The 13710-nt window shown below is 42.1% G+C and carries 9 protein-coding genes; 5 read left to right on the top strand and 4 right to left on the bottom strand.

Going from position 1 to position 13710, the window contains the following annotated elements:
* Window positions 1–18: 18 nt before the first annotated feature.
* Window positions 19–1728: a DEAD/DEAH box helicase gene (locus HWQ44_RS00655; protein ID WP_292713581.1), complete on the bottom strand. Its 1710-nt coding sequence runs from the start codon at window positions 1726–1728 to the stop codon at window positions 19–21.
* 216 nt (window positions 1729–1944) lie between these two features.
* Between HWQ44_RS00655 and HWQ44_RS00650 the strand changes: the two genes are divergently transcribed.
* From HWQ44_RS00650 to HWQ44_RS00635, 4 genes are all read left to right on the top strand, one after another.
* Window positions 1945–2715, top strand: a complete 771-nt coding sequence (locus HWQ44_RS00650; RefSeq protein ID WP_292713579.1) for an AAA family ATPase — start codon at window positions 1945–1947, stop codon at window positions 2713–2715.
* On the top strand, window positions 2712–3869 hold the full coding sequence (locus HWQ44_RS00645; protein WP_366931333.1) for a ParB/RepB/Spo0J family partition protein: 1158 nt from the start codon (window positions 2712–2714) through the stop codon (window positions 3867–3869). The genes HWQ44_RS00650 and HWQ44_RS00645 overlap by 4 nt, the downstream gene beginning before the upstream one ends.
* An 83-nt stretch (window positions 3870–3952) precedes the next feature.
* Window positions 3953–6820, top strand: a complete 2868-nt coding sequence (locus HWQ44_RS00640; protein ID WP_292713578.1) for an AAA domain-containing protein — start codon at window positions 3953–3955, stop codon at window positions 6818–6820.
* 37 nt (window positions 6821–6857) lie between these two features.
* Window positions 6858–7079, top strand: a complete 222-nt coding sequence (locus HWQ44_RS00635) for a hypothetical protein (protein ID WP_292713576.1) — start codon at window positions 6858–6860, stop codon at window positions 7077–7079.
* A gap of 365 nt (window positions 7080–7444) precedes the next feature.
* Here HWQ44_RS00635 and HWQ44_RS00630 read toward each other — a convergent pair whose 3' ends face one another.
* The 3 genes from HWQ44_RS00630 to HWQ44_RS00620 form a co-directional block, all read right to left on the bottom strand.
* Window positions 7445–7789, bottom strand: a complete 345-nt coding sequence (locus tag HWQ44_RS00630) for a tetratricopeptide repeat protein (protein WP_292713574.1) — start codon at window positions 7787–7789, stop codon at window positions 7445–7447.
* Window positions 7790–8783: 994 nt separating this feature from the next.
* Window positions 8784–10940, bottom strand: a complete 2157-nt coding sequence (locus tag HWQ44_RS00625) for a hypothetical protein (protein WP_292713572.1) — start codon at window positions 10938–10940, stop codon at window positions 8784–8786.
* A 1208-nt stretch (window positions 10941–12148) separates the two neighbouring features.
* Window positions 12149–12316 (bottom strand): copy number control protein, encoded by a 168-nt coding sequence (locus tag HWQ44_RS00620; protein WP_292713570.1) that lies wholly within the window; start codon window positions 12314–12316, stop codon window positions 12149–12151.
* Between the two features lie 353 nt (window positions 12317–12669).
* Here HWQ44_RS00620 and HWQ44_RS00615 point away from each other — a divergent pair, with 353 nt between their 5' ends.
* The gene (locus HWQ44_RS00615) at window positions 12670–13602 is read left to right on the top strand and encodes a ParM/StbA family protein (protein ID WP_181927077.1); all 933 of its coding nucleotides are present in this window, start codon (window positions 12670–12672) and stop codon (window positions 13600–13602) included.
* Window positions 13603–13710 lie beyond the last annotated feature (108 nt).

The following is a 13710-nucleotide window of genomic DNA, read 5'->3' as shown; positions in this document are numbered from 1 at the left end:
TTTATTAAAATCAATCTCTCAGGCTTCAAAATCTTCGCCAAAAATCTGTTCATCCAGTTCTTGAATTTGCTGATACTGGTTTTTGGCTTTCAACAAATTATCTGCCAATTGCTCGAAGGCTGTATCTAATTCGGGCTTGACTTGATGTTTGATCCAGATATCCATAACAATTTCACTAAAGTCAAATTCATCATCCACGTTCCCTAAAATTGTTTCAATCTCTCCGACCACTAGTTCAAACATATTAATTTTGTCATGCAAGATCCGCAGAATATACTCTTCGATACTGCCCTTGAGACAAAAGTTAAAAATAAAAACATCCTGGGTTTGTCCAATGCGGTGAATACGACCAATGCGCTGTTCTATTTTCATTGGGTTCCAGGGGAGGTCATAATTAACGATCGCGTTCGCAAACTGAATGTTACGTCCTTCTCCGCCTGTTTCAGATGCCAGCAGTACAGAAACATTATCCCGAAATGCAGCGATGGCCTCATCTTTCTGTTTAAGGGACATCCCACCAGTAAATTCTGCAAAGGGGATATTTGCTGCAAGGAGAGTTTGGGCCAAATAAGTGCTAGTTGCTTTATGGGTTGTGAAGACCAAGGTTTTCTGGGAAGATTTTGAGAGCATCTCTACCAATACTTTTGCTTTCTCGACCTGCTTCACCTGGGCTGCTCGTCTTGCTAAAGACTTCAGTTCTTCATCGGGTAGACGTTTACTCAGTTGCTTGAGGGAGTCAGCCAAAGCACCAGGGGATGAACCAGCACGCATTAGCAAATTGGTGCGAGAGAGTCTGTCTAGCTTCTCCTCTGAAGAACGTAGATACTCGCTCAAGTCCTGGTAAAGTTTCTCCTCGCCTGCTGCCGGGGTAACAGTAATTGTGGTGGCAAAGCGTTTGGGCAGTTTTACATCTACTAGAGCGCGGGTATTTCGCACCATGACTTCCCGCATCAGAGAGCGCAACTTTTCGGGATTTTTAGGGACTCGTCCATTCCTGGAATCGACATATTCTTTTTTAAAAGCGGCTTCTGTTTGTAGCAGTCCCGGTTTGAGGAGGGTCAGCAGATTAAACAGTTCAATAAGGGAGTTCTGCACTGGCGTAGCAGTGAGCATGAGGATAAACCGCTTATTGAGGGCATTGACCAGTTTCCAGTTTAGGGTAGTGCGATTTTTCAGGTGGTGGGCTTCATCGACAACTACCAAGTCCCAAGTGCGACTGGTGACGTGAGGATAATGTTTAGCAGACTTAGCCGTGTTTAATGAAGCGATAATTCGCGGATTATTCGTCCAGAATTCGTCTATCGGTTGTTGCGGGTCACGGTTATCTGTAGTGATAGTAGCAATATTAAATTTGTCACTTAACTCTGATTGCCACTGGGAAACTAGGGATGCGGGAGTTAACACCAGCATGGACTGTACCATACCCCTTGCTAAGTACTCGGCTATGATTAGTCCCGCCTCAATGGTTTTGCCCAATCCGACTTCATCCGCTAGTAATGCGCGTCCACCCAGTTGTCTAAGTACTTTTCGGGCTGTTTCAATCTGATACCAGTATTTGTCAATAGCAGTTAGTGTGGGCAGACAAATTAGCTGATCATAGTCTGCCATTACCGAGAGGCTAAACAGGTCTAAACGCGCTTGGTAGAAGTTAATCGGGTCGTATTTAGCTGCTTTTAGAGCTGACTTGGCAGTGTCAGAATTAAATTTGAATGTATAGTTTGTCTCCATGATGCACCCCTACCAGCTACTTTTGACCACTCCGCAGACACCTAACAGCTATTTTCCCGCATAGTGAGACTGTTAAATCTACATACGGTGAAGTTATATAAAATCTACTGGAATTTCTATCCAAAAATAAACTTTTTTCATCTGATACACGTAAACTGGAAACTAAAACCGAGCCGGTTGACCAAAGATCATCGTATCTTCTAGGAACGAAAGCCAGTGTCAACTTCTGACAAACAATGCCGCATTATCGCCCTGTTTAACCAAGCGGGTGGTGTCGCCAAATCGACACTGACCCAAAATTTGGGATACCACCTAGCACGACGAAAACATCGCGTTCTCCTCATCGACGTAGACCCCCAAGCGTCCTTAACCAAATTCATGGGGTTAGTGCCATCTCAGTTACAAAAAACCGTTGCTGATGCCATTATCGACGAGCAGCCCTTACCAATTCATGAGGGCATTCACGGCATGGACTTGGTTCCAGCAAGCCGAGTCCTAAGTGGAGCAGAAATGCAGTTAGTCAGTGCTGCGATGCGCGAGTTGCGCCTTAAGGAAGCCATTGAATCTGTTCTAAATGAATACGACTTCATTCTTATAGATTGTCCCCCCAGCTTAGGATTGCTTTCCTATATCGCCTTAGTCGCGGCCACACACGTACTCGTTCCCGTCGAAACCCATATAAAAGCCTTCGAGGGAACAGACGAACTCTTACAAACTATCACCCACGTAAAAAATAAAGCCAACCGCAAAATCACTATAGCCGGGTTTGTTCCTACGCGGTATGCTCAACAGAACTCAGCCGATAAACGTGCATTAGCAGCTATCCAATCTCAACTTTCCGCTTGGGGTCGGATTTTCCCACCCATCCCCAGAGCTACCGCTTTTGTCGATGCGTCAGAAGAACGTGCGCCCCTAGCAGTATTTGACCCGAAACATCCTGTAGTCGCTATCCTTGAAGAAATCGCCAAGGCTTTGGAGGCTTTATGATCCGACGCAAACAAACAGACAAACCCTTTGGGGGTCAAATTACAACTCCACCCCCTGCACCTTGGTTATCCTCCCCAGATGGCGAGTTGCCTTATGCTACTGAAACTACTATCAAACTCTCAGATATAGTTCTGCCCCAACAGCAACCTAGACGATACTTTGACCCCCAAGCATTAAAAGAATTAGTCTCGTCAGTCAAGCAGCATGGCATCCTCCAACCTTTGTTGGTGCGTCCAATTGGTGGAGGGAAATACGAATTAGTAGCAGGAGAGCGACGTTATCGGGCAGGGCAGGAAGCTTTACTTGAAGTCGCCCCTGTGGTGGTGCGTGAGCTAACCGATGACCAAGCGTTTCAGTTGGCTTTGATTGAAAACTTGCAACGAGAAGACCTGAACCCTGTTGAAGAAACTGAAGGGATCTTGCACCTGTTGGGAATCCGGCTGCATTGCGATGTAGAAGCCGTGAAATCCTTGCTTTATCGAATGAAAAACGCTCACAGTAAGGGGGAACAGCCGTCAAAATCCTCATTAAATGAATCTAGGAAAAACGTTTTTCCTAACTCAGATAATCCACAAACTGAGGACAACATTTCTGAGCATTTAGCCGAGAAAAATGAATCTAGTAAAAACGTTTCTCCTAACCCCGATAATCCACAAACTGGGGACAAGGTTTCTGACCATTTAGCCGATGAAACTGAATCTAGTAAAAACGTTTCTCCTAACCTAGATGAAGAACAATCAAACACGGTACAACAGGTGTTTCTTGGTTTGGGACTCATGAATTGGCTATCGTTCATTACCACACGCTTACCTTTGCTCAATCTGCCTGAAGAAATTTTAATGGCACTGAGAGAAGGGAAACTGGAATACACCAAAGCACAAGTCTTGGCGCGGGTAAGGAATAATGAAATCCGAAAAAAACTTTTGTCCGAAGCAATAGCGTCGGATTGGTCTTTAAGCCAAATCAAAGAAAAAATCACCGCTTGGACGGATAATGAACTTAAGCCCGACTCAAAAGCATCTAACCAAATACCAGACCGCCTCCAAAATATCACCCAGCGCATTAAAAAGCGTCAGCTTTGGAAAGAACCTAGAAAGCAAAAGCAGTTGGTAAACCTTTTAAACAAGCTAGAAGCCTTACTAGGGGATGAGTGACTTGGGGTAAATTGTCAGGTAATCTCTACGAGTAGAGTCTTTTTACCTTTGATTCATGATTGGGTGCGAGGGGAGAAACAGAGATGGCGGAAGATTCACAGATTCGAGAATTACTCAAAGCTTGGTTAGATTACATCCATGTTGAAAATTTGAGTAATGCCAAAGTAGAAGCTGACGATTCAGAACAACCGAACATCTGGGACTCTCTCGTAAATCTGGTAGGCGATAAATTATTAATAGACGAGTCTTTATTTAAAAAACTAAAGCAACCGTTTAAAAGTGCAAAGAACTTTGAGCAAACAAAATTACCATCAATTGCTGTAGCTTTCCCGCAGCAATATATAGTTGAATCGAATCGCCGTCAATTTCGCCCGTTGTTCACGATCAATGTTTCCCCAATATTCGAGGGCAATTATCGCAGTAGCGGATGGAATTTAACTGAGTACGAATTTCAGCCTGTTATTCCCAATTTGATGCAGTGGTACGGACTAGAGGAAGAAGCGGCTGAGTCTCTGGTAACAAGGGAAGGGTTGAAAGTTTTTCTCGAAACTACTTTCAATCGTCCCTTTAAAACGCTACAAGATTTTATGGGACTGATTGAATTACCGCCGTTTCCCGTGCGGTCAAAACTTCTCCCTTATCTGTTGGATTTTGACTACGCTGCTTTTAATTACAACCTCAAAAAAGATTTTCAGAAAATTAGCGACCAGAATTACTTTCAGTGGTCAAGACCAGGACATCCGGCTTACGAATATTTATTTGGACAACCAAAAGCACCTCAGAGTCAAGTACTTTTTTTGGGTGCTTTTCCCAACTCACAGGCGGATGACTATCAAGCACTTGCTCTTAAACATTCGCAGTTAAATCCTATTACTGCTGTGATTGGGCCACCGGGAAACGGCAAGACCACACTGTTGTTACATAAGATAGCGCAGCAAGTGGTAGGTCGAGCCGTGGACTTGGCAACAACGGGTTCAGATAGAAGTAACCTAACTGTGGTGACAAGCACTAACAAATTTGCTGTAAATAACGTTGAGAAAATCTTAGCCAGCAACCTGACCTCTGACTGTTTCTACTTATCAGGAGGCTCTAGGGATTTGGTTGAAACCCAAGTTTTACCTAATTTGCAAGCTGCACTCGACTGGTTAGCCAAAGAAACGTTTAATTACGATGAATGGGAGTCAGCAAAGCAACAGTTGTTAGCTGGGGTTCAGCAAATAGAATCTTATAGAAAACAAGACGAAGACGAGCTTCAAAAGATTTGTGTTGATAAGCAATTATTAGATGAGCTATGCCTTGATATACAATCGGTTGAGTCGGCGATAAAGACCTCTCTTATTAATCCCTCATCAGCATTAGAATATTCAAGCGACTACTCTAGGTTTCCAGTAGAAGCCTATCAGCAGATAAAACAACATCTTGACAGTGCTAGGCGTTCTTTGCCTAGAGTTGATTACTGGCAGCCTTCTGTTAGAGATAACAAATGGTTTGTCCAGATTTTGCAGACGATTAAACGATTCTGGCACTCGATAACCAAAACCAGCACACATCATGTTCTCAAACGCTTGCACAAACAGATAGAGATGCCTGTATTGGCGACGCTGGCCACCCCATTTCAATTTCAAATCCCACTAACAACTGAATCTCTCATCGCCGCCCAGCAGAGTGTTGACCAGCTTCTTGCAGAAGCATCTTTCTGGCAGCAACAACAGAATGGTATTGACAGCACACAACAGCAGCTTGAGTCAAGAAAGCAGCAACGAGAAGACCTGATTACTCGCCGTTCTCAAATCGAAAACCGACTCGCTACTTATCGCACCAAAGATTTTTACAGTCGCTTCTACACCGAATTGCACTCGCTGCAAGTAGAGTTATTTGAGTGGTCTTGGCAATTTCAGCAACAAGAAGCTCTGCGACGGAAAGATGAAGTAATAGCTTCCATTAGGACTTACATTGCATTATTGAATGGCGAATGGGATGCTTACCGTCAGTTAAGTCATAATTGGAGAAACATTTATCGGGATATCAGCCTGTTATTTCCGGTGTTTCTTTGCACTTTGCACTCCATCCGCAATTTGTTACCCTATCCCGATAGTGGCTGTATTGACCAAGTAATTGTAGATGAAGCGGGTCAGATTCCACCCCATCAAGTTTTTCCAGTTTTAGTAAGGTCTAATCAAGCTTTGATTGTAGGCGATCCATTGCAATTGGAGCCAGTTGTTAATTTGAGCGACCAGAAGAAAGAGGAATATCGCAGCAAATCTTTTCTGGAACAGGGACTTACAGATGTAGATTATGACCGCTACAGCCCCACTGCTTCCACAGCTTATCATCGGGCGGCTGGGGCATCAGGGCAACCGCAAGATATTGGTCAGGGTATTATCCTTAAATACCATTACCGTTGCGTTCCGGTAATTGCTGATTTTTGCGATCGCTTGTGCAATTACGGCATGATCATCAAGACTGAACCTTTTGCTTCTCGCTTGGGTACGAACCTGATTGCTTGCAATGTAGAAGGAAAGCTGGAGAACAACGTTAATTGGGCAGAAGTTGATGCAGTAGAAGCGTTGATTGATGAGTTATTAAAGGCTGGTTATTGCTTAAATTCTCCTGACTCTGACAACACAATTGGCGTGATTTCACCTTACCGCCGTCAAGTAGATGCGCTGACTCAACGTTTAAAATCTCGCTGGTCAGATTTTTCCCCCAAGAGCATTGGTACAGTTCACACTTTTCAAGGTGGTCAGAAGTCGGTGGTAATTTTCTCAACTCGCCAATGCTCTGCAACTGATAGCCTTTGGTTTATTAATCGGCGGCCTAATTTACTCAATGTGGCTGTGAGCAGAGCGCGAGAACTGTTTATCCTGGTGGGGGACTTGGGGCGAATTTCTGAGGGTGGTTACACCAGAGATTTGGTGGAATATATCAAGGAATTTGGGGAGACACGATAATTGTAATAAAGGCATTTTATTCATTTGGAGGGGAATTATGTCAGCAAGAGTAGAGCAGCAGAATACTATCACTAGAAAGAATCTTGTTTCTAGCTTGATAATTGGGTTAATTGTTGGACTATTGGCTGGTCTTCCCTTGGGTTGGATAGCTCATCAGTTCTATGCTGAACGACGGTTAACTGATGTGTTAGTTTGTCGGGAAAAGAATCGGAACTTGCCGGAAGTTCAACTTCAGTCTCTTTGCGGGTCAAGATTCTAAAGTAAATCGCCAATAATCAATACCTGTACATGGACAGTATGTAGGGCAGACGAACACAGGTAGCGTTAAAGGTGCGTTTGAAAAATTTTAAGTACAGTTTATTAACATTTTTGCGCTCATTTATTGTTGCTTTACTTGGTTCTAGTGCTGGTTTTTTTCTTGGTTGGCTGTGGTATAAATGGACGCTTAAAACTGACCCAAGTTTCTCAAATCCTAACCTGAGTGGTCTAAGTCAGGGAATGATGGCAGGATATATAATTACTGTTTGGTTATTTTGTCGCTAATAAACACATGACATTAAATAAAAATTTTTCGCTACCTAGTTCCTTTTTTGTTGAGCATGACGAGAAATCTTGTATTTCATTTCACTCTATCTGATTACTTCCACCATTTTCCTTCGCACGTCTTACCTTCTCAATTTGCTTGGGTGCTTCTATTTCTCTAAATAGTCGAATCGCTTTATCAAAATTTTCCTTACTGTTTTCTAACTCTTCCATTTTCTGATAAGTCAATCCTAATTGATAGTAAGCTTCAGCAAGGTCACATTTAGCACCTATTTTATCCAGCAGAACTATCGCTTTTGAATTATAAGAAAATGCAGTTTCAAATTCTTGCTGTTCTCGATAAAGTTCTGCCAGACCAGTTAAAGCCCTAGCTTTAATTTGAGTATAGTGGTTGTCATCAGCAAAAGTAACAGCCTGATTGTACATGGCATCACCGTGCCAAAACGGGAAAATTGTACGCTAAGGCTAAAAGCCTTGTCCAGCAAGCATCTTAGCCCCTCGGTTTTCTACAGCACCCGTGAGCGGCTGTTTACCCTCAATTGATTGGTGCAGAGTACTACCAATACTCTGCACCATCTCCCAAGACTAATTCGAGTCAAAAGTGATAAATGCAGGTATGCCATTTGCTCAAAACAAATAATTTTTATAGCGTTGAGGTTAGCATCAGTTCCTTAGAGTACAATTTTCCCGTTTTGGCACAGTGATGCCATAAAAAAACTCTAGTGCAACTAACTAAAACCAAACCATTTTTGTAAATTTAATTCAAATTTATCTATATTTTTTTACTATTAAACCAGACTTTAGCAAGATTTTTATTACTATGAATAGTTGACAAAATATTTTACTTATGCAGAATTATTCAAAATTCCTTATTTATTGTTATTTTTACAAAAATAAATTTTCTTACAACTTTCTTTATCCATTTTTAGAAAACCTCATTAAATGAGGACAAATATTGTTTTTTTGAGTGTTGAATATCTATTTATGGCATCAAAACCAGTTATTTTGATGCCATAATGCCCATTTTTGGGACATAATTATCTTTTTTGGGACTAAAATGCGATAAAAGCTAGAATTAGTCACAACAGCGCACCTATGGTTGCATTGTTAGACATCTTTAACCGCTTTTATGCTCTTGTTTATTCAGAATGGGGCAATTTCTTTTTGTTAATTTTTTATAAAAATGGTTCATAGATACAAAAATTTAAAGGCTTTATCTTAATGCCGATTGAGTAAAATTTTCCGTAATACTACGTTTAGAGAAAAAAAACACTGCAAAAAACTTGCTTTGTATCTCCGTATATAGTACATTTGTCCTATATATCCAGGTTCTAATTTCCCCACTTCCTTGTGGGGTTTTTATTGAGTTTTTGCAGCTAAGTCAATCATTTTTAATCAAAAGCCTGCACGATCGCAAATTCTATAGCCTGTAGCCATGTTTGCTTTGTTTCAAACGCTCTGCCATCTCTAGGGCAGAGGGGTTACTTGCCAGCCATTCCTGCGCTTCCTGTTGTAAAATCAGCGACGGCGATTCTAGCATTAGCAGACGTATGGCCACCTTTTCTAGTTTGATTCGCTCCTGGGGCAGGAAGGATAAGTTTTCTATAGTGCAGTATAATTTCAGCCAATGACGTGCTTGAGCAGTTGCCTGAAGTTTCAGTCTGATTGCCTGACGGTAATCATCTGGGCTAAAAGTTTGCTGTTCAAGTGGATCATCCGCTTCTACAGGAATGGGTGGTGAATCTACACACCCGAATTTCGGATGTGTAGTAGTTGGTATAGAAACTGGTACAGAGGGTTCGGCTTCTGAGGTATGTTCACCCTCTAAAGTGTTCTCACAGCTACTATCAACATCACTATGAGCAGTGGTTACTACGTCTGAAATACCTAACTCAGTAATTGTTTCCTCATTTGATAAGTCTTGCTTATTGTCATCAAACGATTCGCTTCGGAAAGGTTGGTATAGGTTTTGCTTATGATTAATAAAATTTGAAATTTCTGAATAATTAGAACTAGGATCTGAAGAATTAAAACTGGGAGAAGATTCTTGAATTTGATTAAGTTCAGCTTCTTGCGTTGCTGACGGCAACGCTTTAGCTGAACTCAAGTACAAAACCTTCATATATGGGGGGAGTGTGTAAATTTTTGCTGTTTGTGGCTGTATTCTTTGTTTTATATGGGTTTCAGACTGTGATTCTTCTAACCACGGATCTGGTATTTGGGGATATTTTTCAGGAGATAAAATCGCTGAGTTGCTGTCTAGAAGGTCATTTACAGGCTGTTTTGATGCATTTTTTTCTTGATGGTCAGGATGCCATAGGGGTAGGTATATTGCTTTGTGCAGGGTTGTCTGACTTACTCCTTTGCCATACTGGGCTTTGGATGCGGCGATTATTGCTAGAGCGCGATCGCTTGTCCGTTCTGGAAATGTTAGAGTTTGTTGTAACTGTGCGACAATCGAACGAATCCGCTCTATTGTCTCTTGCTGACGTTGTTCGTTAGGGTGCAGGTTGATGATTTTATTGTCATCTACTCTGCCAAATTGTTCTTTATAACTGTTTACCCGTTGCGGTGTGCCTGGGTACGGGGTGTAAAATCCTTCACAGCACCTTGCCCATTCTTTGGCTCGTTGTTCGATTTCGTGTTGATGGCGACACCAGTTTACATAACCAGGGGATTGGCAGGCTGTGATCACTATATGATCTACTAGTGTCTGTCCGCTTAATTGGCGAAAGACTATGCCGTAACACGCTATATCTTTGAGCAGTTCGTTGGTCTGTCCGTTTCCTGTCCATCCTTCAGAGATGCGTTGTTCTAGGTCTTGCTTCCATTGCTCGGCTGCACTGCGCTGACGGTAGGGGAATTTTATAATTTTTTTGCTGTTGGCTCGGACTAGTGCTTGGGCTAATGCTTCATAGTCTTGCCCTTTTGCTGACCAGTCGGCGGCGTTGAGGAAGTCTTCGATGTCGTCTGACCACGGTTCTAGGCAATCATCGAGTATGTATGAGCCTGTCTGTAAGGGTAAGCGATGGGCGTTGAAGTTACTGGGGCTGCCTTTGCTGTACACTTTACAGTTGGGGAATATTTCTAGTTCTCCTCCTTTGATTTTGAAGCCTGCTGCTTCTAGGGTCTGCTGGATGGCACAAGCTAGGGTGTAGGAATGTTGTTTTTCTTCTAGGAAATAATATATATGCAGTCCGCCACTATCGCTTGATTGTATAGGTATTGGTCTGCATAAGCCGATTTCTTCTAGGCTGGCTAGTAGCTGTCGGTATTTTATTTGGCTGTTTGATGGGTGTAGCTGGCTTTTTCTGTCTAGGTCTATTAGTAGGTAGTTGGTTTGTTTGGTAAACCGCAGTCCTATTAAGACATCGGGGTTTAAGTATTGTTGCCACAGGTTACGCGGCTGTAAGGGGTAGCGGGTTTCTGTTTGCCACTGTGGGCGTTCACCACTTTTTGGGGTGGGGGCGTAGATGAATCCCCAGCCGTGATGGAAGTATTCTAGAAACCTTTGTCCTAGTTGATCTAATGGCTCTAGGGTAGGTTGTGCTGCTGTGTTTGCTTTGGCTTTTGCCATCTTTTTCTCTCTCCGATGATGATGATTGGTTCATCGGAGCTACCCACACTTTTTAGGTTCGGGGTGTATCTTTTGTGGTCTGGGGTCTTGGCGTAGGGTGTAATCGATAATCTTTTCCTACACCCAACATCCAATACCCTAAGCCCTTCTTGGTTCTTAAACCCTACCCCCCTACCCTCTCATTTGAAGGTTCATTAGCGGTGTTTATATCAAATGTCACCAACGGCTACAAACAAAAATTTTCCAATTTGCTCAAAAATTAATTTTCTTGTGAAAATGGCTGTAATTCTTAGCCTGAAGCTCTCATAGTTAGTTTTAGAGGGTTGATGCCACCTGATTCAAGTTGCACTAATTTTGCCTTTATGACCCAGACATTGCTACATTGAAATTGTTTATTAATAATCGACGGTTAGTCGTTAACCGCTAAACGTATGTCTGGCGTGTGGGCAGCTAGCCGATTTCTTTTTTTACCTACTTGACACAACTTGACCAGCGACTGGTATGATACCTGACGCTAGCTTTTGGGTAGTAAAGAAAGCAGAAATCAGCCCTCTGTATTATTTTTTTAAGAAAAAAAAGTGCAGTTTTTGATTGAAAAAATCCATTATCCACGACGCTATCCTCTTCTGCGAGGCATCTAGCCGTCAAATCATCCCTAAATTATTTTTGGCTCAATAGCTTTTGCCAATACTCCGCTTGAATTCAGAGTTGGGATAAATTGTAGCGGTAGATGCTTTTTTACTATTTGTCCAAAAAAAGCATAAAGTGTCCCGCCCTGTGTGCTAATATTGGCAACAGGTACGAACAGGTACGATAAGTTGGTTAATCACGAGTGGTGAGTCCTCGTTAGTCTGGAACAATTTGGTGTTTTGACCCCCCAGTCTTTATGGCACCGAAACCGTTCTACAACGACTCACATTTATTTTGACTATCTGAATATGGTGTTTTTGTCGTTACTCCCTCCCTTGTAAAGACTAATTGCAGTTTTACATGCAGACTTACTCTCGCTAGAGTAGCATGAAAAGCGACTCGACCGTATAAAAACAGATTTGTCTGTCTGGTCTTGTAGGCTTACAAACATTCAAGCGAACATTTAAACAATTACATACAAACAGCGATCGCTCCTTAGCTGGAGTGGTCGCTTTTTTCGATAGCCTTCTAGAAATATTAAGTAATTTTAAGAATTTCTTACTCATGCTGCTACCGAGTTATTTATCTTTATTTTCGCGCTGTTGCTCAACATAATTCTGCATTAATTCTGTTATCACATGGCTCATAGTAAGGCCTTGCGTAGCGCAAACACCCTTAAATTGATTTCTTAATTCTCCAGGTACAAAAACTCTTAGTTCCACTGTTTCATTTTCTTTCTTACTCAAGTTCTAACCTCCAATGTATCCAATATATCCATTTTTGTATGTTTGTTAGCTATATCACAATCTTATGTTTTGTTAAGCAATACATAAAGACATCCAATTAATCCATTACATCCATTACATCCATTAACCGCTATACTGCATTTAGTGGATATAAAACGAACACATCATAACTGAATTTAAAAACGTAAGGTCGTAAGTAATTCTGGAGTAAACATAATCTCAAGCATGAGCAAGACTTGACTTAGATAGGTTATGTAGAAGTGCAACTAAACATCACAACAACCGCAATAACTATCTTTAAGAGTTAGCAACAGCCAAAAACGGCTGCTACTAGCTTTATCAGGAGATTGCAAGTGATCAATATTTACTGTGCAGATATCGGAAACTACAGCAGTATCACCGCCCTCAAAGGTGAAAAACCTCGCGTCATCCGTTCAGTCTTCCAAGATGTGACTTACACCAGTGCCAGAGATTTGGACACTGATAATTCACCCTCTGTCAAACTTGATGATAAGGTTTTAGTCCTCGGAGACCGCGCTACTAAGCAGAAAAATTCACAAACCGCAGCAGAAAGGGGTAAAGACCTGCCAGAATTCTTTAAACCGTTCACTTTGGCTGGATTGCGGCAGGATTTTGATGGTGTTGTCCGGTTTCTCGTCCCAGAACATTCTCAATGGCACGAAGACACAATCAGACGGACTCTAGTTGCAGAGCATCAAATTAACGTCAACGGCACAAACTACAGACACCGAATCAAAAACGTTGAATTTTTCCTTGAGACAGATGTTGCTGTAATTAATGCTTACAGAAACGGCAAGCTTGACATGGATGGCGACACACTCGCTATTGATATCGGTGGTGGCACAACTAATTATGTCGTCATCACCCCATCCTCGGAAGTTCTCACCCGTCGCTCAATTCCCAAAGTGGGCGGTGTCTCTCTGGCTAACGACATCATCAATAGTGATTTGATGCAGAGTTACGCCAAGCGCGATAACGTTGCTTTTAAAGTGGCTAAGATGATGGACGCGATCGCTGACGGTTCTTTCACTTACGGACGTAAATATGATTTTAGCTCAGTCTTTCCAGGGTTGTTAGAAAACTGGTTTAACAATCTGATGGACAGCATCTCTACAGCTGCTAATGACTATCTTGCAGATGTTACCAACGTGATGCTGATTGGTGGATGTGCAAATTTAGTCCGTCAAAAGCTGAGTGCCAAGCAAGGCTTTTACATTCCTGCTAATCCACAACTGTCAAACATTCAAGCACTGTTGGCTATGTGAAATGCAAGTACGTTTAGCGGCTCAAGTCGCCAGCAAAGTTGAAGGAGTCCGTCGGGAGCATGTCAACTTTGTTAGAACAAAAGAACTAAACAGGCTCTAAAGCTGAAC

Origin of the sequence: Nostoc sp. JL34 (genome assembly GCF_017114945.1) — a bacterium.
GTDB lineage: Bacteria > Cyanobacteriota > Cyanobacteriia > Cyanobacteriales > Nostocaceae > Nostoc.
The sequence above is the reverse complement of the archived record's forward strand: the minus strand, read 5'-3'. Positions and strand labels throughout refer to the sequence as shown.